The sequence below is a fragment of the Porphyromonas macacae DSM 20710 = JCM 13914 genome, assembly GCF_000379945.1.
In the GTDB taxonomy this organism is placed as follows: Bacteria; Bacteroidota; Bacteroidia; order Bacteroidales; family Porphyromonadaceae; genus Porphyromonas; species Porphyromonas macacae.
On sequence record NZ_KB904124.1, the window covers coordinates 343,346 to 367,867 of the forward strand.

Annotated in this window: 14 protein-coding genes; 7 read left to right on the forward strand and 7 right to left on the reverse strand. The window is 48.7% G+C overall.

Annotation, left to right across the window (positions count from 1 at the left end):
* Positions 1-278 precede the first annotated feature (278 nt).
* Entirely contained in the window at positions 279-2,864 is a 2,586-nt protein-coding gene (locus A3GI_RS0101690; RefSeq protein ID WP_018359747.1) for a beta-mannosidase, read from the forward strand.
* A 34-nt stretch (positions 2,865-2,898) separates the two neighbouring features.
* Here the strand turns inward: A3GI_RS0101690 and A3GI_RS0101695 are convergent, their stop codons facing one another.
* The gene (locus tag A3GI_RS0101695; protein WP_018359748.1) at positions 2,899-3,120 is read right to left on the reverse strand and encodes a hypothetical protein; all 222 of its coding nucleotides are present in this window, start codon (positions 3,118-3,120) and stop codon (positions 2,899-2,901) included.
* Positions 3,121-3,543: 423 nt separating this feature from the next.
* Here A3GI_RS0101695 and A3GI_RS0101700 point away from each other — a divergent pair, with 423 nt between their 5' ends.
* Positions 3,544-5,838 carry a cation:proton antiporter gene (locus A3GI_RS0101700; protein WP_018359749.1) on the forward strand — a complete coding sequence of 765 codons (2,295 nt, stop codon included), beginning with the start codon at positions 3,544-3,546 and terminating at the stop codon, positions 5,836-5,838.
* A 73-nt stretch (positions 5,839-5,911) separates the two neighbouring features.
* A complete protein-coding gene (locus A3GI_RS0101705; RefSeq protein WP_018359750.1) occupies positions 5,912-7,927 on the forward strand; it encodes an alpha amylase C-terminal domain-containing protein in 2,016 nt (671 codons plus the stop codon).
* Between the two features lie 124 nt (positions 7,928-8,051).
* Here A3GI_RS0101705 and trxA read toward each other — a convergent pair whose 3' ends face one another.
* The 6 genes from trxA to lgt all read right to left on the reverse strand — a co-directional run bounded on the left by trxA (position 8,052) and on the right by lgt (position 16,910).
* Positions 8,052-8,366, reverse strand: coding sequence for a thioredoxin (trxA, locus tag A3GI_RS0101710; protein WP_018359751.1), 315 nt, complete (start codon positions 8,364-8,366; stop codon positions 8,052-8,054).
* A gap of 69 nt (positions 8,367-8,435) precedes the next feature.
* Positions 8,436-12,095, reverse strand: coding sequence for a DNA polymerase III subunit alpha (dnaE, locus tag A3GI_RS0101715; protein ID WP_018359752.1), 3,660 nt, complete (start codon positions 12,093-12,095; stop codon positions 8,436-8,438).
* 349 nt (positions 12,096-12,444) lie between these two features.
* Positions 12,445-13,956, reverse strand: coding sequence for a glycoside hydrolase family 10 protein (locus tag A3GI_RS0101720; protein ID WP_025079328.1), 1,512 nt, complete (start codon positions 13,954-13,956; stop codon positions 12,445-12,447).
* Positions 13,957-13,987: 31 nt separating this feature from the next.
* On the reverse strand, positions 13,988-14,779 hold the full coding sequence (gene nagB, locus A3GI_RS0101725) for a glucosamine-6-phosphate deaminase (protein ID WP_018359754.1): 792 nt from the start codon (positions 14,777-14,779) through the stop codon (positions 13,988-13,990).
* 34 nt (positions 14,780-14,813) lie between these two features.
* Positions 14,814-16,022 carry an FprA family A-type flavoprotein gene (locus A3GI_RS0101730; RefSeq protein ID WP_018359755.1) on the reverse strand — a complete coding sequence of 403 codons (1,209 nt, stop codon included), beginning with the start codon at positions 16,020-16,022 and terminating at the stop codon, positions 14,814-14,816.
* A gap of 30 nt (positions 16,023-16,052) precedes the next feature.
* Positions 16,053-16,910: a prolipoprotein diacylglyceryl transferase gene (gene lgt, locus A3GI_RS0101735; protein WP_018359756.1), complete on the reverse strand. Its 858-nt coding sequence runs from the start codon at positions 16,908-16,910 to the stop codon at positions 16,053-16,055.
* Between the two features lie 255 nt (positions 16,911-17,165).
* On the opposite strand from lgt, the gene A3GI_RS0101740 reads away from it, so the two are divergent.
* From A3GI_RS0101740 to A3GI_RS0101765, 4 genes are all read left to right on the forward strand, one after another.
* On the forward strand, positions 17,166-18,494 hold the full coding sequence (locus A3GI_RS0101740; RefSeq protein ID WP_018359757.1) for a PhoH family protein: 1,329 nt from the start codon (positions 17,166-17,168) through the stop codon (positions 18,492-18,494).
* 147 nt (positions 18,495-18,641) lie between these two features.
* Complete coding sequence (locus A3GI_RS0101745; RefSeq protein ID WP_018359758.1) at positions 18,642-20,675, forward strand: DEAD/DEAH box helicase; 2,034 nt, start codon at positions 18,642-18,644, stop codon at positions 20,673-20,675.
* A gap of 588 nt (positions 20,676-21,263) precedes the next feature.
* Positions 21,264-23,750 carry a phenylalanine--tRNA ligase subunit beta gene (pheT, locus tag A3GI_RS0101760; RefSeq protein ID WP_018359760.1) on the forward strand — a complete coding sequence of 829 codons (2,487 nt, stop codon included), beginning with the start codon at positions 21,264-21,266 and terminating at the stop codon, positions 23,748-23,750.
* A gap of 39 nt (positions 23,751-23,789) precedes the next feature.
* Positions 23,790-24,509, forward strand: coding sequence for a YebC/PmpR family DNA-binding transcriptional regulator (locus A3GI_RS0101765; protein WP_018359761.1), 720 nt, complete (start codon positions 23,790-23,792; stop codon positions 24,507-24,509).
* Positions 24,510-24,522 lie beyond the last annotated feature (13 nt).

The window sequence follows — 24,522 nt, forward strand, 5'->3', positions numbered from 1 at the left end:
TCACGCCGAATTCCAATATTTATGAGTTTACCCTGCTACTTTCAATAAAAAATCTTGGGATCTCTTCCAATGAACAATGATAACTGAAGCATAGCAATTGCAGAGGAAACATTTTATCCCTTGGGGAAGAAGGAGATAAAAGATGTCCGATGGTTCTTCTTTTGCGATTGTTTGAGGGAGGTTTTACTGTATAGAAAACAAAATGTATTTTTGAGGAGATCTAATTTTCGGTGTGTTTGCCTCTGCGATGATACATGCCCTGTAAATTGTAATCACTTATGAAACTGCGAAATTTCGGTCTTTTCACTTTGTTTCTTTATATGACTTTGCTTTCTGTTCATTCACTTGAAGCCAAAGATCTTCCGGATACCGTTTATTTGCATGACGGGTGGACTTTCGGTCCTCCTGCCAAGCCTGCCCGATTTCCTGCCACTGTGCCCGGTGTGGTGCAGCAGGATTTCATCCGTCTGGGCGTTTTACCCGATCCGGGGTGGGGAACCAATGAGGATTCCGTACAGTGGGCAGGCGAGCATGACTGGACTTACCGGCTGGTATTCAAACTCACGGATGAACAATTGAAAAGCCGTAACAGCATTCTCGAATTTCAGGGTTTGGATACTTATGCCGAGGTGAAGTTGAACGGCAGGGAGATTTTGCGTTCGGAAAATATGTTCGTGGGGCACCGTGTGCCGGTGCAGGGCTTGCTGCAAAAGGAAAACGAACTGCTGGTCGCTTTCACTTCTCCGCTTAAGGCAGCTTTGCCTGCATATGAGAAAAGCGGGGTAGATTATCCGGCCGACAATGACCACGGACATCCTCGCCTGAGTGTTTATACTCGCAAGGCGCCTTATCACTATGGTTGGGATTGGGGTGAGAGGTTGATTACCATCGGTATCTGGCGTCCCGTGCTCCTCCATTTGCAGGGCGATTTGGCTTTTGAAGAGCAGCCCGAAATAACCTGTCGACTGAATGCTCCTGCTTGTGATAAGGCTGAGGTTGCAGTAAATGTGACTTTGCGTAATAATACTCCCCGGACGAAAAAGATACAGATCGGCTGCACTCTTTTTGCTCCCGACGGGCATATTGTTCATCAAAGCCGTAAGCCCGTTGCCTGCCGGGGTGTTGTTTCCGATTACTCCATCGCTTTCGATGTTCATCGACCGGAGCTTTGGATGCCCGCCGGCCGGGGTAAGCCCAACCTTTACCGTACAGAGGTCGTTCTGTATGATGAGAAAGGTAAACCTTTGGGACTGAAAGCAGAAGCCTCCGCCGGGTTTCGGACGGTAGAGCTGGTGCGTGAACCAGATGTGTATGGACGGAGTTTTTATTTTCGTGTCAATGGCAAACCGTTTTTTGCCAAGGGGGCGAACTATATTCCCGGCACGTTGCTTCTGCCTGCGCGCGATGAAACATATCGCCGGCGACTGTTCGATGATATAAAGGATCAGGGCATGAATATGCTGCGCGTTTGGGGTGGCGGTGTCTATGAACACGATTGGTTTTACAACCGGGCCGACAGTCTGGGGATCCTGATTTGGCAGGACTTCATGTTTGCCTGCACGGCCTATCCCGGCGATACGGCTTTTCTGGATAACGTGGAGCAGGAGGTGCGGTACAATGTACGAAGGTTGCGCCGGCACCCCTCCGTGGCTGTTTGGTGCGGTAACAATGAAATACGTGAGGGTCTGAAGTATTGGGGCTGGCAGAAAAAATACAGCCCCGAAGTTTATAGCCGTTTCCTCACGGACTATGATAAACTCTTTGCCCGACTGATACCTTCCTTGCTGAAAGAAGAAGATCCGAATCGTTCTTATATTCAGAGTTCGCCCGATACTGCCAATTGGGGACGTCCTCAAACTTTGGGTTTGGGCGAAAGTCACTATTGGGGCGTATGGTACGGACGGGAACCGTTTGAAATCCTGCGCGAACGAACCTCGCGGTTTATGAGCGAATTCGGTGTGCAGAGCTTTCCCGCACTCTCTTCCATCAGGCGTTTCAGCACACGGGCGGATGAATCTTTGGATAGCCCGGTGATGAAAGCTCACCAGAAAAGCAGTATCGGCAACGAGGTTATAGCCGAATATATCGATCGTTATTATACGCCAACGTCCGATTTTGCCCGCTTCGTTTACCTCTCTCAGGTGATGCAGGGCGCAGGCATTCGTTTGGGTATCGAAGCTCAGCGCGCAGCTGCTCCTTTCTGTATGGGCAGTCTTTACTGGCAGTTCAACGATGCGTGGCCTGCCGTTTCATGGAGTGCCATTGATTATTACGGGCAGCGCAAGGCCTTGCATTACGAAGCACGCCGGGCTTTCAGACCGGTTATTCTGGTCCCTGCGGCAGACGGTGCCGGTATCCGTATTGTGAATGACCGGTTGGTATCGATGAAGGATTTGACGCTTTCAGTGACCCCCGTACGCTTCGATGGATCGAAGCCGCATCAGAAAGAATGGCAATGCGCCGTTTCCGTAAGAGCCAATAGCGTATCGGACGCCTGTTCCATACCGTTGGAAAAACTTTTGCCTGAGGCAGAAAAAACGAGAATGCTGTTGCTGTATCAATTGAAGGACCGGAAAGGTACAGTGCTTGCCGACTATCTCTATTATGCCCGCCCGCCCAAAGATTTGGCTTTGCCGCAGGATCCCGGGCTTACCTTTACCACACAGAACACAGAGCGAGGAGAGTTGAAAGTGAAAGTAAAAGCCAGACAATTGGTTCGCAGTCTGTATCTTGAAGTGTCAGAGTGTTTCGGACGATGGAGCGATAACTATTTCGACCTGTTACCCGGCGAGGAGCGTACCCTTCTTTTTACTCCGGACGAACAGTTGCCGCAGCAGATACGGCTTTTACACCAACATCTGTGATCTCGAAATTCTCTGCCTGATGGTTAAAAATCCTTCAGAGAGTTTTAATATCCCCAAAAGAAATGGTAACGGGTTTCCATCGTGAAATTTCACCTATCCGGTAAAGACGCCACCCAACGATAGACGGACGGATAAAAATAACCCATACAAGAAGCAATCCAAGGGAAACCCAACCCGGAAGGTGGAGCAATGCACCCAAAATAACAGCAGCCAAAGAACCGAATATGGCCAAATAAAAAAGAATTAAATTTTTCATTGTAATTAAATTTATTTTGTTGCACTTCTGCGTACCCGTCTTTTACTGTACGGTCTTATTCTATTTTCTCCAAAACATAACAGGCCAAGACTACATGCAGCAAAAATAGGTAAAACAATCAAAATAGCACAGTAAATCTTCTTACTCAAAAACACATGCAAATACCCTTGTACAAACGGAACTTCAGCTTTTCCATATATAAGGTAATCCGTATACTTCAAGAAGAATCTATACGATAAATCGATAAAAAACACTTTGCAGAATCATGCAACCTGTATTCACATGACTGCCTTGCTTAATACCCGAATGTGCAAATACCGGTTTCAGAGACCGCCTGCTTCGATATTGGGGCTTTTTTTGTATTTTTGATTTGTCTTTTCAGATTGTTGCGCTTGCAACACCCTTACTTAAAACAAACGAGACATGAGCTCTGACAGGAATACTGCTCTTAAAAGTTATCTCTTCTATATATTTCTGCTAATTCTATTCGCCGGAGGCCTCTGGGCTACACTTTATTTCGGTGCGGATTATATTCCTCACTCGGAAACAGTACTCGGAAGCGGTCGTTTTCTCAACGAATCTTTCAATCAGTTCATGGATGGCGTCAGCCACCACATGTCTTCCACCATCGGGCTGCTGCTCCTGCAAATACTGGTAATTCTTGCCGTTGCGCGGCTTATGGGCTGGCTCTTCACCAAAATGAGACAGCCGTCAGTCATCGGGGAAATCGTGGCCGGTATCCTTCTGGGGCCTACCCTCCTGGGCACGCTTTGGCCGGAAGGGTTCAATTTCCTTTTTCCGGCACAAAGTCTGGCTTCCATCGAGCTGCTAAGCCAGTTCGGGCTTATTTTATTTATGTTTGCCGTCGGCATGGAGCTTAGCCTGAACGATATCAAAACTCAGTTTACAGACAGTCTGGTACTCAGTCACGCCGGCATCTTCATTCCGTTTTTACTCTCTCTGCCCCTTTCTTATTTTATCTACCCGCATGTCAACATGGAAGGTACACTGCCCTTCATTCCTTTCACTCTCTTTGTGGGTATAGCCATGAGCATTACGGCCTTTCCTGTATTGGCACGTATCATCAGCGAGCAGGGACTGTCCGGCAAACCGCTGGGAAAACTGGCTCTCAGCACCGCTGCCATGGGCGATATCAGCGCATGGCTTTTTCTGGCGGCCATTATGGCCATTACGCAGAACGGGAATATACTCAGCTCCGTCTACAATCTGATCTTTCTGCTGGCCTATTTGGGGGTAATGTTCGGCCTGATCAGACCGCTCTTTAAGATTATGGGCAAGATTTACGACAACACCGAAGTCGTCAACCGCACCATGGTCGGTTTTATTTTCATTCTGCTCATCATCTCTTCTTACGCTACAGAATTGCTCAGTATGCATGCACTCTTCGGCGCCTTTATCATGGGACTGGTAATGCCCGAGGATGATAAGTTCAGACACATCATCACGCAAAAAGTGGAGGACGTTTCGCTGATGCTTTTCCTGCCGCTCTTCTTTGTTTCTTCGGGTTTGCACACACACCTGGGGCTGATAGACAGTGTCTGGATGTGGGCTTTGCTGGCTCTCTTCGTTTTCGTAGCCGTATCGGGCAAAGTGGGAGGCACCTATATTGCCGGACTGGCTACGGGGCACGGTTCGCGTCAGAGTTTGTATCTGGGAGCTTTTATGAATACACGCGGGTTGATGGAGCTGGTAGTGCTCAGCATCGGTTTGCAGCTGGGAGTACTGCCTGCACCCATTTATGCCGTGTTGGTGCTGATGACCATCATCACTACGGTGATGACACAACCGCTCGTGAGTCTCATTAACAGTCTGTATAAACGCCGGGAGAAAAAATATCGGGATCCCAAAGCACGAAAAGGCATTTACGAAAACGGGCGTGTACTGCTTTCGTTCGGCCGTCCGGAGTCGGGAGCCATGCTGCTGCAACTGGTAGATCGCTTACTGCGCCGAGGCGAACGTGTTCCCGACGTTACGGCATTGCACATCACTCCCGATGTAGATATTAACCCGCATCATGCGGAAACCATTTGCAAACAAAGTTTCCAACCGGTTCGCCGGGAAAGCAAACGCCTGAATATTCCATTGACTACGCAGTACGAGATTTCTACGCAAATAGAACGCCTGGTGGTGGAAAACCTCGAAAAAGGATACGATATGCTTGTCGTGGGCGGCGGTATCAAACTGTCGGCACGCTCCAGCGATTTGGCTGCAACAAGCTACAGACGCACCATGCGTCGCCGCCTGGGCAATCTGCCCGTAGCTACGGGCGAAGCCCTCTTTGCCATGAGAAACATGCTGCGCGACAAAATGGATTTCTTCGTCAAGAATTCTCCGTGCTCGGTAGCGGTGTTTGTAGATCGTGACTTCGGACAACCCCAAAATGTGCTTATGCTCGTGAGTGCCCGAGCAGATATGAACATACTGCCCTATGCACGCACCATGGCGCAAAACTGCAATGCCTCGCTAAGCCTTTTGCCGACGAATGACGATATGATTATTACTCCGGACAAACTGCGCACGGGAGAGATGCAATTATCGCCCGAACGCCTGCCGAAACCGGAAACTCTGGCCTCCTATGACTTTATGCTGGTTTCTTATGACCATTGGAAGAGACTTATGCACGAATGTCCCGACCTTTTGATGGCCATACCCAGCACTGTAATTCTGAACATACGCAACTATAAAAACGACTTGTAATACTCTACCCGATTACCCGAAGAGTATTTTTTCTTTTATTTTTACACAGAACATCAACGACACTCCGTATATTATGAAACTATTGGATCAAGACCCCTGGCTGAAACCCTATGAAGAGAGAATAAAAAAACGGGCTCTCTACTCTTTAAGCAGAGAACGCTCTCTGACACAGGGAGGAGACCTGCTTTTAAGCGAATTTGCCGATGGACATCGTTACTACGGCCTGCACCGCCGGGAAGACGGCAGCTGGGTCATCCGGGAATTTCTGCCCAACGCCACCGAGGTCTACCTGATCGGAGACTTCAACAATTGGCGTCGCATGATTGTCTGGGGGATGAAACGTACCAATGACTACGGAGACTGGGAAATAAACATCGCAGCCGACAAGATCAAACACGGGGATCACTACAAGCTGTTTGTGGTCTGGCCTCACGGCTCGGGCGAACGGATACCGGCATGGGCTACGCGTGTGGTGCAAGACCCACGGACGGCTATTTTCAGTGCGCAGGTATGGGCACCCGCCAAACCGTATACTTTTCATCACCTGCGCCCCACTCCGAAAGCGGAACCGCTGCTCATATACGAATGCCATGTGGGCATGAGTGGCGAAGAGGAGGGTATCAGTACTTACAATGATTTCCGCCTCAACGTTCTGCCCCGCATCGCCAAATCGGGATACAACGCCATACAGGTGATGGCCGTTCAGGAGCATCCCTATTACGGCTCTTTCGGCTACCATGTCTCCGGTTTTTTCGCTCCGAGCAGCCGTTTCGGTACGCCGGACGAACTTAAACAACTTATCGACGAAGCACATGCCCTCGGAATACGGGTGATCATGGATCTCGTACACAGCCATGCCGTGAGGAACGAAGTGGAAGGGCTGGGCAACTACGATGGCACGCGCACACTCTTCTTCCATGGCGGAGAAAGGGGGGAACATCCGGCATGGGATTCGCTCTGCTTCGATTATGGGCGAAACAATGTGATGCACTTTCTGCTCTCCAACTGCAAATACTGGCTGGAGGAATTCCAGTTCGACGGCTTCCGTTTCGACGGCGTATCCAGCATGCTTTACTACAATCACGGGCTGGGACAAACATTTACGGGCTACGGCGACTATTTCAACGGACATCAGGATGCCGATGCTATTGCCTATCTGACAATAGCCAACAAACTGATTCACGAACTTTACCCTAATGCCATTACCATAGCGGAGGAGGTGAGCGGTATGCCGGGGATCGCCTCAAAGATAGAAAACGGAGGCATGGGATTCGACTACAGGCTGGCGATGAACATACCCGACTACTGGATCAAAACGATTAAGGAACTACCGGATGAACGATGGAACCCCGGAGATATTTGGTATCAGCTGACGAACCGGCGCAAAGAAGAGAAAACCATCAGCTATGCCGAAAGCCACGATCAGGCACTGGTGGGTGACAAAACGCTGCTTTTCCGTCTGGCAGACGCCGAGATGTACTGGCACATGGAGCGCAACGATCGCAACTTTGCGGTAGACCGCGGCATTGCATTGGTAAAAATGATCAGGCTGGTTACAGCGGCTACAATGAACGGTGGATACCTCAACTTTATGGGAAATGAATTCGGGCACCCCGAATGGATAGATTTCCCGCGCGAAGGCAACGGATGGTCCTATAAGCATGCTCGCCGGCAGTGGCAGCTGGCCGATGACAAAAACTTGAAATACAACTGCCTGTACGAGTTCGACAGAGATATGATTGCTCTCTTCAAAAGTGTGGATCACTTTGAGAAAAACAGTCTGGAAAAAACATGGGACAGCAGAGAAGACCAGATACTTTGCTTCAAGCGAGGCAATCTGGTGTTTGTCTTCAACTTCCACCCCGACAGTTCTTTCACAGATTACCCCCTGCCGCTTCCGGCAGGCAAGTATAAAGTGGTTATGAACACGGATAATCCGGAATACTGCGGCTTCGGTCTGACAGACGACAGCGTGGAGCATTTCACCATACCCGATGTGGACGAAAACGGTAAAGCAATACCGGGACAGCAGCACATCAACCTCTACATCCCAAGCCGCAGCGCACAGGTGCTTCGCTTAGAGGATTGACACCCGGTGGCTTATAGAGAGCTGTTTCTCTTTCGCCATTCCTCAGAGATTTAACCCAAAAGACACTAAAAAAGCCCGAAGAACATCCTTCGGGCTTTTTGTTTTATACAGTAAGCTGTCTGTATTACAGCAATTTGTCGATTTCTTTCTTAAAGGCCTCTTTGCTTTGAGCACCTACCATTTTGTTAACCATCTGACCATCTTTCAGGAAAATAATGGTGGGGATATTGCGTACGCCGAACTGAGAAGGCAGGTCTGCATTGGCATCTACGTCAACCTTACCGATGACCACACGACCTTCGTATTCGGTTGCCAACTCATCGATGATAGGACCGACCATGCGGCAAGGACCGCACCATGTTGCCCAGAAATCGATAACTACGGGCTTGCCTTCTGCAAGAATCTCCTGGAAGTTTGCGTCTGTGATTTGTTTTGCCATAATTAAAATAGTTTTAGGATTAAATGTTATTTGTCTTAATAATCTTTTTTCAGTTGTTTTTGTTCACGCCTACCCGATATTATAGGCAATATTATTTTCTTCGAGCAGATTGAAGAAGGTCGTAGAGGGCGTTACGGATGCCAGATGCGAACGCAGCTGGACGCCTACTCCCGAGCTCTCATCAATGGCATATACGGAAAGCGAAGCCTCCCCCGGATTGCTTTTTGCTATCTCCACGAGACTTGCTGCCATCGTCTCGTCTAACTCGGTCACATTCAGCCGGAGTTTCACCTCTTTTATCAACGAATCCGCTACTTCGGGCAGCAAATCGATTTTGTTGACAACAAGCTCCAGCTGATTGTCCCAGCGGCGCTCCTGAATGCCGGCGCGCACCAACAGGAAGAGCCCGTCGATGGCGAATTTGCCGAATTCGATATGCTGACGGCTGAAAAGCGGGAACTCGAAGCTGCCGCTGTAATCTTCGATGGTTATGCGCGAGAAGGGTTCGTTGCGCTTGGTCATACCCTGATAGGTTTTCGTTACCTGCCCACCGAAGATAAGCGTTTTGCCGGCTCCGTATTCACTCAAATCCGACATCTCGGCTGCACGGATATTGCAATAATGTTCGAGGATAATTCTATATGGCTCCAGAGGATTGGAAGAAAGGTACAGCCCTACCAGTTCGCGCTCTTTATTGAGTCGCTCCAGATCGCTCCAGAGCTCGATGTTCTGAGCAGGCTCGGGCTTTGCCACGGTAGCCATCACCTCCGAAGTGTCGAAAAGAGAGAAAGCGGCCTGGTAACGGTCTTCCTGCACGCCGCTGCCGTAACGCATGAGAGACTGGATGAAAGTATCTTCCTGCCCGGCAGAGGACGGTTGCAGGTATGCCTCGCGCGGGATACCGAAACTGTCGAAAGCTCCGCTAAGCGCCAATGCTTCAAGAGAACGACGATTGCAGGCTGAAAGATTGATACGCTCGACGAAGTCGTAAATATCTTTGTAGGCGCCGTTGGACTCTCTTTCGGAAAGGATGGACTCCACTCCGCTACTGCTCATGCCTTTAATTGCACTCAGCCCGAAGCGAATATCCCCCGATTCGTTAACGCTAAACTTAAAGTCCGATTCGTTAACGTCCGGAACAAGCACTCTGATACCCATACTCTTACATTCGTCCATCAACTTGGTGATTTCAGTAATGTTGCTAAGGTTTCGGCTCAACGCCCCGGCCATGTATTCCGAAGGGTAGTTTGCCTTAAGGTAAGCCGTCTGGTAGGCTACCCAACTGTAACAAGTGGCATGGCTCTTATTGAATGCGTAGCTGGCAAATTTTTCCCAGTCGGCCCATATCTTATTCAGCACTTCCTCTTTATGCCCGTTAGCTTTACCGCCGGATAGGAATTTCACTTTCAAAGCATTCATTTTATCAATGAGTTTCTTTCCCATCGCTTTACGCAGCGTATCGCTTTCTCCACGCGTGAAATTGGCCAGTTTACGGCTCAAAAGCATGACTTGCTCCTGATACACCGTAATACCGTAGGTTGCTTTGAGATATTCCTCCATTTCGGGCAGATCGTATTCGATCTTTTCCCGCCCGTGCTTACGATCTATAAACTGCGGAATATAGTCCATGGGCCCCGGCCGGTAGAGGGCGTTCATAGCGATAAGATCTTCAAAAGTACTGGGTTGCAGTTTGCGCAGATAGTTTTGCATACCGGCAGACTCGAACTGGAAAGTACCTACCGTACGCCCGTCGCAGTATAACTTGTATGTCTTCTCATCATCCATAGGAATGCTGTCGATATCGATATCCTGCCCCGTCCTTTTCTTGATGTTAAGAAGAGCTTCCTTGATAATGGAAAGAGTTTTGAGCCCCAGAAAGTCCATCTTGATAAGCCCCGTTTCTTCGATAACGGAGCCTTCGTACTGGGTTACCAGCAGCTCGCTGTCACTCTCCTTATCCTTCACCGTACTGATAGGCACCACATCGCTGATGTCGGTTTTACCGATAATGATACCACAGGCATGCACGCCCACGTTACGCACATTGCCTTCCAGCATCTGGGCATATTTAAGCGTATCGCGCAGCACAGGATTGTCACTCAGGGCTGCCTGCTTGAGTTCGGTTACATTGTCGATAGCGGCCTTGAGGTTCACTTTCTTGACATTCGGTATCTTATCCGGTACCAGTTTGGCCAGACGGTTACTTTCGGCAAGAGGGAGACGTTGCACCCGCGCCACATCTTTAATGGAACTTTTCGTGGCCATGGTACCGTAGGTGATGATATGAGCTACGCGATCGAATCCGTACTTTTCAGTTACCCAGCGCAAGATCGTGGCTCTTCCGTCATCGTCGAAATCCACGTCGATATCCGGCATCGAAATACGGTCGGGGTTCAGGAAACGCTCGAAAAGGAGGTCGTACTTGATCGGATCTATATCCGTGATACCCAAACAGTAAGCCACTGCCGAACCGGCTGCCGAACCTCGCCCAGGCCCCACCGAAACGCCCATTTTCTTGGCTTCGTTGATAAAGTCCTGCACGATAAGGAAGTAGCCCGGGAATCCCATATTTTTAATCGTGTTGAGCTCAAAGTCGATACGCTCCTTCTGCACCTCGCTCAATTCTCCGCCATAGCGTTTCTTGGCTCCTTCATAAGTCAGGAACTTCAGATAATCGTCATCGTCATCGAATTCGCTCGGAATCGGAAAGTCGGGCATCAACGCCGAATGGTCGATGCTGTAAAACTCCACTTTGTCGAGTATCTCGATGGTATTTGCCATGGTTTCCGGCACATCGGCAAAGATTTTGTTCATCTCCTCCGTCGTCTTGAGCCACTCCTGTTTGGAATAGCGCATACGGTTAGGGTCGTCCAGATCCTTGCCTGTACTCAGGCAAATCAGCCGGTCGTGCGCCTCGCCGTCTTCTTCATTGATAAAGTGCACGTCGTTTGTGGCAATAACCTTTACGTTATGTTTGGCTGCAAGTTGCAGCAACACACGGTTTACTTTTTGCTGTTCGGGAAAAATGGACCGGTTGCCAAGGGGATTGTGCGTTTCATGACGCTGAATTTCCAGATAATAATCGTCACCGAAAATACGTTTGAACCACAGGATACTCTCTTCTGCACGCTCGATCTGCCCGGCCATGATATGTTGCGGAATTTCACCACCCAGACAGGCCGAACTGACGATAATGCCTTCATGATACTTTTCGAGCAGTTCGCGGTCTATACGCGGGCGCATATAATAACCCTCGGTCCACCCGTAAGAGACCATTTTGATAAGGTTGTGGTAGCCTACTTTGTTTTTGGCCAGCAGGATGATGTGCCAGCCGCTGCTGTCTATACTCCGGCCGGGTTTATACGGGTCTGAGACGGATTTATCCTTATCGTGCCGGCTACGGCGGGCACAATAGGCTTCACATCCCAAAATGGGTTTGAAAAGTTTTTTTTCTTCCGCTCTGATCTGTTCGTCTACAGCCTTTCGCTCCTCTTCGGACATATCGTCCGTAATCTTTTTTTTCAGCTCCTTGATGGTGCTGTTGCAGTCAGCATTTTTTCTGTTTACATAGTTAAAGAATTCTTTGATGCCATACATCACCCCATGGTCTGTCAGTGCAATGCCGGGCATGCCGTCTGCCATGGCTTTATCCACCAGTCCTTTAATGGATGCCTGACCATCGAGTAATGAGTATTGCGAGTGTACGTGCAGATGTACGAAAGGTTGCATTGTTATTGTCGTTTTAGAGTAAGACGCCATCGTGAATTTCGTGGAATTTTCACCGGCATACAAGTGGTATTTGTAAAAACCTTACCGGACAAATATAACCAAATAAGCCCTATTACGCATGGAAATATTTGTAAAAAATCTTTCGGAAAGAGATGCAACATGCACTCTGTCAAAACCCTGAATCACCCGAAATCGATGACAGTATCTCAAGGAAAAGCAGATATTCCGTGTCGAAAAAAATCAAAAAGAAAAACCCGGAAAAGGATTCCGTTCAAACAATCCTTCTCCAGGCTTCCGTAATTTTTTTTGTAAATATAACCCTATACAGTTTACAACTATTGCAAAAGCATTATAGTTTGAGGTTTATTTTGGCCGGTTTACTCTCATTCCAAAAGCGGTCTATAGCAGTAACCAAATAGGTATAGCTTAACCTGCCGTTTTTATAAGGGAGAACATAATACGGCGCAGTACTTACCTGTACGAGAAAGCGGCTGTTCTCCACATCGGGTTTGACTCCTTTCGGAAAGGCATAAACGGCGTAATAAAATGGCTCCACGGGGTCGTTCGGTTGTCTCAAATCTTCCCACATCAACACGTAGCCTTCCGGCACCCATTCCGCGTGCAACGAGGGTACCGGCTTCGGTCTGCCGTTATGCAGCGAAGAGTAGGCATAAGGCAGAGCCTTAAAATGCTGATAACGTGTTGCAAGGCTATCGGCAACGCCTTTATAATTTCGTATCAGCTCGTCTCCCGGCCACCACACATTACCGTGGCTGTGTCGCCTGCTCAACGCCAACTTATGGTGCAGTTGCCTGCCGTCCATGGTTCGCTTAACATCCTGCCCGATGTAGAGCTGCGTATTATGGAGGTGCAGGTTGCCCCACCAGGTTGTCAGCACATCGTAGTCCGCAGCCTTCGTTCCTTTATTCCAATAAATTTGAGGAGCGATATAATCGACCCAGCCGCGATTGATCCACTCCAGTACATCGGCATAAAGGTCGTCGTAATTCTGCAGGCCTGAAGTAACGCTTCCTTTTGCCCACGAACGCCGGTTACGATAGATACCGAACGGGCTGATGCCCAAGCGCACCCAGGGTTTGGTATAGAGGAGAGTGGATTTTATTTCACCCATGAGTCTGTTTACATTGGCTCTCCGCCAATCGCCTTTCGTAGCTTGCGTATAACCGTTTCCATAGAGGGCAAAACTGCGATCGTCGGGGAAAGGCAATCCACCTGCGGGATAAGGATAGAAATAGTCGTCCAGATGAATGGCGTCTATATCGTAGTTCATTACAATATCCCGCACCACATTGCATATATGCTTGCGACAATCGGGCACTCCGGGGTCATAGAGCAGCTGATTGTTATAAGTCACGAACCACTCGGGATGCACATTGTACGGATGTTTGGACGATAAAGGTACGTTAATGTTGGAGGCAGCCCGGTACGGATTGATCCATGCATGCAATTCCATGCCCAACTGATGGCAGAGTTTCACAACAAAGGCAAGCGGATCCCATTCAGGATTCGGCGCCATACCCTGCATACCGGTCAGAAAACGGCTCCAAGGCTCATGTTTGGAACGGTAGAACGCATCGCTTTCGGGTCTTACCTGAAAGATGATCACATTGCACCCCAACCGGTGCAATTCGCGGATACGCTGCTCCAGTATTTTTTGAGTGCCTTCGCTGCCGGCACTGCTGTACTCTGTACGGAATATGGTGGGCAACCATGCAGCACGCACCTCTCGTTTGACAGGTTTTGCGGGCTCGGGCAACACTTTTCTGCGCGTACCGCAACTCACAAATACGGCCATAATAAAAAACGCCCACAAGATTGCGGCAATTTTGTGGGACGTCATCTGATACAAGTTCTGTTTTTTGTTCACAATCTTAAAGGTTGTCTTTTTCAATGTCTTTGAAATAGCGGTACGTGCCCACCTTCAATTCTTCGCAGGCAGCCTCATCGCTCACAATAATGCCGTGCGGATGAAGCTGAAGAGCGGTAATCGTCCACTGTTGGCTGATAGCGCCTTCGACAGCTTCGCGCAGAGCACGGGCTTTGGCATGTCCGTTCACCAGAATAAGCACTTCACGCGCATCCATCACCGTACCAACTCCTACCGTCATGGCCGTTTTAGGCACTTTGTTCACATCATTATCGAAAAAACGGCTATTGGCGATAATGGTATCCGTCGTAAGCGTCTTGATGCGCGTACGGGAGGTGAGGGAGGAGCCGGGTTCGTTAAAAGCGATATGTCCGTCAGGTCCGATACCACCGATAAAAAGGTCGATGCCCCCGATTTCGGCTATGGCCTTTTCATAGGCTGCACATTCGGCTATGGGGTCAGCGGCATTGCCATTCAGAATATGTACATTTTCCTTTTTGATGTTTATATGGTTGAAAAAATTATTCCACATAAAACTGTGGTAACTCTCCGGATGATCCTGTGGCAAACCGATATATTCGTCCATATTGAACGTTACCACATGTTCGAAAGAAATACGCCCTCTCTGATAAGCATCGATCAGTGCGCGGTACATACCCAGCGGAGAAGAACCGGTAGGCAAACCCAGACGAAATGGTTTCTCTGCCGAAGGAATAAACGCATTGATTTTTTCAACTACATAGTTTGCTGCCCAGGCAGACATCTTATCGTAGTCCGGCTGTATAATAAGTCTCATCGTATATATCTTAAAAAGTGTCGAAAAATAAAGATTATTTACCCGCTTTCAGTTGCTCGGCCATATCCAGCCCGAGGTGATAGGCATCGTCGGCAACGCCGGTAAGATCGCCCTGCTTCAATTGAACAGGATTACCCACAGCCTCCCAGCCCATCTCTTCGCCGAAAGCGCTGAGAATGCCTGCGGCTTTACCGGCCCAGCTGAAAGAACCGAAACAGCCGAAGAGACGGCCTTTGACCTCTCTCAGTCTGATCATTTCCAAAAGATTGGTCAGCGGAGTAAAAAGACCGTTGCTGTAAGTCGGTCCGCCGATAACGACACCGCGGTATTTGAAAATGTCGCGGAGAATTTCCGAAGGGTCGGCATAACTGATATTATAGCACTTTACCTCTTTGATACCGCCGTCGTGCAAACCGGCAGCCACCACATCGGCCATCTGTTCGGTATGCCCGTACATCGAACCGTAGATTACCACAGCACCCTCATGCCCGCGGTATGTACTGATATCGTTGTAGAGAGAGAGCAGTTGGGGTAAATGACGCTCTCCCCAGACCTTACCGTGGGTAGAGCAGATATACTTCATTTCGATCTGAGCATCCAATACGCTCTTGAGCGCTTTCTGCACAAAAGGACCGTATTTACCTACGATGCAGGAATAGTAACGGGTCATCTCATCCAAATATGCCGGGTCGATCATATCTTCTTTGTAGATCACTTCGCCGTCATTCGCTCCGAAAGAACCGAAAGCATCGGCAGAAAACAGCACTTTTTCGGTTTGTTCATAGCAAAACATCACCTCCGGCCAGTGAACCATGGGAGCCATGATAAACGAAAGCTCATGATGTCCCAGGCAGATGGACTCGCCCGTCTTCACCTCCAGCGTATTTTCGGTGATACCATGGTAACCTTCCAACATGCTTAAGGTTTTGCGGTTACCCACCAGTTTGATATCAGGGTAGCGTTGACGCAGCAGGCTGATAGCTCCGCTGTGGTCGGGTTCCATATGATCGATAATCAGGTAGTCGATGGGCTTGTCTCCCAATACCAGCCGGATTTTATGAAAAAACATATCGGCATAGCATACGTCCACACAGTCTATCAATGCCACTTTCTCGTCTGCAATCAAATAAGAATTGTAAGCTACGCCATGGGGAATCGGCCACATGCTCTCGAACTTCGTTTTCGAGCGGTCGTTAACGCCAACGTAATAAATATTGTCGGTTACTTTAGGTACTTGATACATAATAAGGAAAAGTATTTTAGTTGAGATGAGTTATTTGTTTACGATTTTTGTGTTTATGGGGTTTCTCAGAGCTCTGATCATCAACCATACACCCACGACAACGAAGGGGATACTTAACAATTGTCCCATGTTGAGTCCGATATCTTGAATCAGATTCAATTCCCAGGGCTCCTGCACGATTTTAACTTGTTCGATAATGAGACGCGAGGCGAAAACACCTGTCAGAAAGAATCCGACAATCAGCCCGCTGTAACGCCGCGCCGCATCTGCTTTCCAGTACAGCAGGAGGCAGATACCAAAAACAATCAGGTAGCAAATGGCTTCGTATATCTGTGTGGGGTGGCATCCTGAAATGCCGTCGGGCACCAGCCGGTGATATTCGGCACTGCGAACAAACCGGAAAGCCCACGGTAAGTCTGTGGTACGGCCGAAAATCTCGCTGTTGAACAGATTGCCCAACCGTATCATGGCAGCGACCAATCCGGTGGGCACGGCCAAGCGGTCTAAGATCCACAGAATACTCTTGTGCGTCACTTTACGCGAATATATCCAGCAAGCTATAATGATACCCAACGTACCGCCATGGCTTGCCAGGCCTCCCTCCCATATCTTGAAGATCTCTACCGGGTTGGCCAGATAAAATTGAGGATCATAAAAAAGACAGTGCCCCAGTCGTGCACCGAGAACGGTGCTGATCATCACATACCAGAAAAGTTTGGGGTAGAGCCACTCCTGATTCAGTTTTTCACGCACCCACATTTTATTCATGATCCAGGGGCCGAGCAGTACCAGTCCCACACCGAAAAGCAAACTGTACCAGCGGATACTGCGCCCGAAGAGCGAGAAGATTTCAGGGTCGACATTCCAGGTTATCGCATTTAACACCATAAAGTTCAGAATTCTTATTATTAATAATGGTAGAAACCATGATTTTGTTTATCGTGCAGATAACCGGCCGGTTGCAGTTAGCCGGGCAAAAGGTCGCACAATCATAATTTACAAAGTTACGTCTTTTAGCTTAATTTTTTTGTGTTTCCGTTTATCGGGATTACCGGACAGCCAAACCTTTCAATATTCCAAGAAAAATGGTAAATTGCTTTGCTTAATTACAATTAAAAGAAAACCTTAAAGAAACAAAGAAAAATGGGCAGCGTCAAGAAAAACTTCATACTGGACACCAATGTTATCCTGCATGACCATGAGTGCATCGAGAAATTTCAGGAAAACGATATTTACATCCCCATTACCGTATTGGAGGAATTGGATAAATTCAAAAAAGGCACGGAGCAGGTAAACTACAACGCACGTGCTTTCATACGGAAACTGGATAATCTGACGAACGAAGATTTTTTTGCAAAAGGCGTTTCGATAGGAGACGAAGGCGGCAGGCTTTTCATCTACACGCACAATGTTATTCACAAAAAAGTGCAGGAGGCTTTCCCCTCTGCCATACCGGACCATCGTATCCTGTCTGCTGCGTTTAACATCCATGACGAACAGCCCGGCGAAAAAACGATCCTCGTAACCAAAGATGTGAACCTCCGAATGAAAGCCCGTTCTTTGGGTATGCCGGTAGAAGATTACATCAACGATAAGGTAACGGAGGTAGACATCTTCAACACCGGTCAGGAGGTTTTCGAAGGAGTAGACGCCGATCTGATCGACAAAATATACGCATCTCCCAACGGTATCGACGCCGATGAATGGGAGCACGCCAAAGAACTCGACTCCAACCAGTGTTTTATGCTCAAAAGCGAACGAAACAGCGTAATGGTGCGTTACGTTCCGAAAGAGCATGTCATACGCCAGGTGAAGAAACTCACCCTGATGGGCATCACCCCGCGCAATGCGGAACAGGCATTTGCTTTCGACATGCTCACCGACCCGGATATCAAACTGGTGGGCGTAACCGGCAAAGCAGGTACGGGTAAAACGCTTCTGGCGTTGGCTTCGGTACTGGCGCAGGCCGAAAGCTACCAGCAAGTTCTTCTGGCAAGGCCTATCGTTTCGCTCGCCAATAAAGACATCGGCTACCTGCCGGGCAACGAACAGGCGAAGGTAAGTCCCTACATGCAACCGCTTTTCGACAACCTCAATGTAATCAAGTCGCAGTTGGGTAAAGACAGTAACGCTTTGACCAAAATCAACGAACTGCAAAAGAGCGGCAAGCTTGCCATCGAAGCGCTGGCTTTCATACGCGGACGCAGTCTGGCAAACACCATTGCCATTATAGACGAGGCTCAAAACCTTACACCGCACGAAATCAAAACCGTTATCACCAGAGCAGGCGAAGACACGAAAATGATTTTCACCGGAGACATCCAGCAAATAGACTCGCCGTATCTGGATATGCAAAGCAACGGATTGGCTTACATGATCGATCGAATGAAAGGTGAAGAAATATTCGCCCACGTAAATCTGGTCAAGGGCGAGCGAAGCGAATTGAGCGAACTGGCTTCGAATAAGTTATAACCTTCATAACAAAAGACAACAACCGCCTTGTGAGAATTCCGATACTTTTCTCACAAGGCGGTTCTCTTTTCAGACCCTTTCCTTCAAAAACGCATCCGACATCGGCAGGGCTTTATTATCTTTGATACGACCAAAGAAGAGAAAAACGTGCCTCGAACAACAAAAAAGAAAAACCCTCGTACCGAAGAGAACGAAGATTTCAAACCCGACCCTGCCAACAAAGAGATGCTCAATGCTCTGCAACTGCTGCGCGAAACGAACGAATCTTTCTTTCTCACCGGTAAAGCCGGTACCGGTAAAAGTACACTGGTGCGCTATATCCGCAAGCATCTTCACAAAAAATGCGTCATGCTGGCACCGACAGGTATCGCCGCCTTGAATGTAGGCGGCCAGACCATCCACCGCTTCTTCAAAATTCCTATCAGGCCTCTACTGCCGGATGACAGGGATCTCTCGGATCGCAAAATATCCCAAACCTTCAAATACAACAAAGAGCAAAAAGATCTGCTACGGGAGCTTGAGCTGATCATCATAGACGAAGTTTCCATGGTGCGGGCAGATATCATCGATGTCATAGATCGTATCCTGCGGGCATACCGCGGAGTTCACAACGAACCCTTCGGAGGGGTACAAATTCTCTTCGTGGGAGATCTTTACCAACTCGAACCGGTTACCGATGCAGACGAGCGTGATATTCTGCGCAACTATTACCCGGATATGTATTTTTTCTCTGCCAGAGTTTTCAACAAACAGAAACCTCTGACCATCGAACTGACTAAAGTTTACAGACAGGCCGATGCCCGTTTCGTGGGCGTGCTGGATCATTTCCGTACGGGAGCAGTGACTGTAGAGGATCTGCAAATGATAAACAGTCGCGTGGGGCAAACTCTTTCCGAAAAGGATATGGTGCTGCGTCTGAGCACCACACGGGCGTTGGTCGATCACCACAATACAGACCGGTTGAATGATTTAGAAACCGAGGAGGTTATTTTTACAGGCAAAATAGTCGGAGACTTTCCGGAGAGAGACTTACCCACCGAGCTGCATCTCAAACTGAAAGAGCAGGCTCAAGTCATGTTCCTCTCGAACCATCCGGATCAATTCTGGGCAAACGGCACTCTGGGCATCATCGAACATATCGATGAAGAAGGCACCGTAAGCGTCAGGCTGGAAGACGGACAGATACATACGGTAGAGGAATATATCTGGGAAAACATTCGTTACACTTATTCACACGAGGAGCATAAAGTAAAAACGGAAGTTATCGGCCAGTTCGTTCAACTGCCGCTAAAACTGGCATGGGCTATTACCATACACAAAAGTCAGGGGCTGACCTTCAATCATGTGAGCATAGACTTCGGAACACGCATCTTTGCAGCAGGTCAGGCGTATGTAGCACTGAGCCGTTGCCGCAGCCTCGAAGGTATCCACATGCAGCGTGCCGTGCAGCCCCACGAAATCATCTCGCGCACGGCGGTCGACCGATTTTACAGCCAGGCCAATAACGATACTCGCATGAGTGCAGCATTAGATCGCGCCAAGGCCGAGGCCGGTTACATACAAGCAGCCATAGCCTGGCGCAAACGGCAATTTGCCGACGCCTCGAATTATCTGGCCGAAGCTATGAATATCTGCAATCTTTTCGACAAACCGGTATACAGACGAATGCTGACAAACCGCATTTACAGTATGGCACAAACGCAGCAGGAAACCATCGAAAAGCAGGCGAAACGATTGACCGGGCAGGACAAGTTGATGAAAGAACTGGCTTTGGAATACGTGACCATGGGAAACGATTGCATAACCGGGCTAAACGAACCCGAAGCTGCCATCAGAAACTACAACAAGGCTTTGCGCCTGAATCCCACACAGATAGAAGCGATGGTCGGCAAAGGACGGGCTTTCATGAAAATGAACGATGCCCACGGTGCCATGAGTGCACTAAACGATGCCGTAGCCTTAGCTCCGAAAAATGCAGAAGCTCTCATTGCCATAGGCGAAGCCGCTCTACACTTTGGTTACCCCGAAAATGCAGAGGGTTACCTGTTGAAAGCCCTGACACTGAAAAAACATCGCCGGAAAGTTTTAGATCTCCTCATCAAAACCTATGAGAAATTGGGAGACGATGAACTATACGACAAGTTCAGGAAAATGAGGAAAAAAGAAGATAATCCCGAATAATCGAAAAAACTCTTTACCCAACACAAGCCGGCAATATAAAATGAGTGAGACCTGCCTCTCAAACTAAAACAATATCCTTGTCAAAGGGGAAAAGAAGCAGAAGAACTACCACTGCTTTTGAGAAGATACCGAGCATTTTCGTTTTCATAACAAACTCATATTGGATAATCATGCTCGGTCATTAGGTTATGACACTTGAAAATTCTTCAGGCAATGGACAAAAATCGGTAGCGCTACGGATTTTCAACGAAGTTAACTTGGATTTTTTTTCTTTGCCTGAAGGATTTTTTTTCTTTGCCTGAAGAATTTTCAACCATCAGGCAGAGATTTTTTGTCCATTGAGTGCAGAGAGGAAAATTACCCATTGAGGTGTTGCATCTTACCCACCATGCCATGCTTAACTGTTCAGCCCTGCATATCTTCGCCGGGCGATGCGTATCGAGGAAGGCGTTTTGTTGTTTCTCTTTAATTCCTTATTAATTATTACTTTTGTTTATTCTATTGGTATATAGGGCAATGTAGGCTGTTCGATAGCCTTCAAGCTGTATCTTTTGGGTTTAACGCCAATGGAAAATTATCTTTCTGACTATGAATATATCCTATAAATGGCTGCGCGAGCTGGTAGACACCACGCTGACCCCGCAGGAGGTGGCCGACGTGCTGACCTCGATCGGTCTGGAGACCGGAAGCATTGACGAAGTGGAAACCATCCCGGGCGGACTGCGTGGGCTGGTAATCGGTAAGGTGTTGACCTGCGAGATGCACCCCGATTCGGACCATCTGCATATCACTACCGTTTCGGTGGGCGATGACCGGGAGCCTCTGCAAATCGTTTGCGGAGCACCTAATGTAGCGGCCGGACAGGCAGTGGTGGTAGCTACTGTCGGTGCCGTGCTGGGTAGCGGTAACGAGCAGTTTACCATAAAGAAATCCAAGCTGCGCGGAGTGGATAGCTACGGCATGATTTGCAGTGAAACGGAGATCGGCGTGGGCTCCGACAGTAGCGGTATCATCGTTCTTGACCCCGAAAAGGTTACCGTCGGTATGCCGGCTGCCGAGTACTACGGCGTGGAAAGCGATTATATTTTAGAGGTGGATATTACCCCCAACCGTGTGGATGCCACCAGCCACTACGGTGTGGCACGGGATTTGGCAGCCTATCTGACGCTGCACAATGGCAAAGAAATCCGGGCCGGATTGCCTGATGCCGGTCCTGAATTGCCTGTGGGCAAACCGTGCCCTGTGGAGGTGGAGCTGCGAGGTGAAGACGAACTTTGTCCCCGTTTCGAAGGCGTGGTGATCAGAGGCATAAAAGTGACCGATAGCCCCGAGTGGCTGCAGAAACGTCTCAACGCCATCGGACTGAAGCCTGTTAACAATGTGGTGGATATTACGAATTACGTGCTGCACGAGGTGGGGCAACCGCTGCATGCTTACAGCCTGAATGCGATAGACGGCAATCAATTGGTTGTGGGACCGGCTGCAAAGGGAGCCAAAATTCTCACATTGGACCATGTGGAGCATGAGTTGGACGAGCGGGATATCGTTATCGCCGATGCCGAAGGCACGCCTCTCTGTGTGGGTGGTGTGATGGGCAGCGAAGCGGCCGGAACGACAGCCCGGACAACCGATATATTCCTTGAAGCGGCCAATTTCAACCCTACCCGTGTTCGTAAGACGGCACGCCGTCTGGGTATCAACAGTGACTCTTCTTTCCGTTTCGAGCGAGGGCTGGATGCCGATAATACGCATTGGGCTCTGCGCCGTGCTGCCAATCTGATTCTGGAGGTTGCAGGCGGAACAATAGACGGAGGCGTTACGGATCAGTACCGTATTCCTTCACAGCCTTATTCCGTTACCCTTAATCTGACAAAGATGAGGAAACTGGTGGGGCAGGAAATCCCATTGACTGATGTCAAGCGAATACTCAAGAGTCTGGAAATCGAATGTATATCCGAAAAAGGGGAGGAATTGCAGCTGAAGGTGCCGAAATACCGCTACGACGTAACCCGCGATGTGGATGTGATCGAGGATCTTATGCGTATTTACGGCTACAACCGCATCCGGCTGTCGGGGTATATCCGTGCCAACTTAAGCACAAAATCGCAGGAAGATATCAATTACCGCAGGCAATTGTTTATTTCGGAACAACTGGTCGGTGCCGGTTTCAATGAGTTGCTCAATAACTCGCTATCCTCGAGATCCAATTATGAGGGACTGACCTCTTTCCCGGCGAACAATGCCGTAGAGTTGCTCAATCCGCTGAGTCATGACCTGGATGTGATGCGTCAGACACTGCTCTTCGGCGGTTTGCAAAATATCGGTTATAACCTGCGCCGGCAGAAATCACGCTTTTACTTTTTTGAATGGGGCAAATGTTATGCCGTTGACAAAGAGAAAGCAGGTAAAAATTCGGAAAAACCGTTGCAGGGATATACGGAAGAAAGCAAACTGGGTATTTGGATTGCCGGGCAGCGGGTCAGTAACAGCTGGGCGCATGCCAACGAGGAGACTTCGCCGTTTGAGTTGAAAGCGGCTTTGATAAATATCCTGAACCGGTTGGGAATTTCTCCCATTGCCATGCAGATGAAACCTGTGACGATGGATATCTTCGATGGTACAGCCTATGAGCTTACGCTCTATCAGGGACGTCGCATCGGTTTTCTGGGAGCCGTAAGTCAGACGCTGCGCAAACGTGCGGATATCAGTATCCCCATCTATTTCATGGAATTGGATTGGGATCAGATTTGCCTTTTGGCAGACCGGAATAGGGTTGAAGCACAGGATCTGCCCCGCTTCCCGCTGGTGAAGAGGGATTTGGCGCTACTGGTCGATAAGGCGGTTTCTTTTGTCGACATCGAAAGCGTGGCTTATAAAACAGAGCGTAAACTGCTTCGGAGTTGCGAGCTTTTCGATGTGTACGAAGGCAAAAACCTGCCGGACGGCAAGAAGAGCTATGCCGTAAGTTTCTACCTGCGCGACGATGAGAAGACCATGAGCGATAAGCAGATCGACGGCATTATGCAGAAACTGGCACAACAGCTCAATAAACAGCTCGGAGCAGAACTGCGTTAACGGTTGAGAATATCATTAAATTAAAATAAACGAATATATATGGGAAGAGCTTTTGAATACCGCAAAGCACGCAAGATGAAACGCTGGGGCAACATGGCTCGCGTATTCACGAAACTGGGTAAGGAGATCACGATAGCCGCCAAAGAGGGTGGCCCCGATCCTGACACCAATCCCCGCCTGCGCGTACTTATTCAGACGGCAAAAAAAGAAAACATGCCTAAGGATAACGTGGAGCGCGCTATAAAGAAAGCCACGGACAAAGATTACTCGGGCTACAAAGAGATGAACTACGAAGGCTACGGCCCTTACGGAATAGCCATCTTTGTGGAAACAGCTACGGACAATACCACACGGACGGTGGCCAATGTGCGCAGTTATTTCAATAAACACGGCGGTAACTTGGGGACTACGGGCAGTCTGGAGTTTCTTTTTGAGCACAAGTGTATTTTTCACATTGTCAGAAAAGAGGGTATGGATCCCGAGGAGCTGGAGTTGGAACTCATCGATTACGGTGTGGACGAATTGGAAGTGGACGAAGACGAGATCATCGTGTATGGTGATTTCTCGGCAAATGCTCAAATACAAAAGTATCTTGAGGATAAAGGTTTTGAAATCAGTTCGGCCGAGTTCGTTCGTATTCCCAATGATTCCAAGGCTGTTACTCCGGAGCAGCGCGAGCAGCTCAATAAGCTGATCGAGAAGCTGGAAGAAGACGAAGATGTTCAGAATGTCTTTACCAATATGCAGGAAGAAGAATAATTGACGGATATTC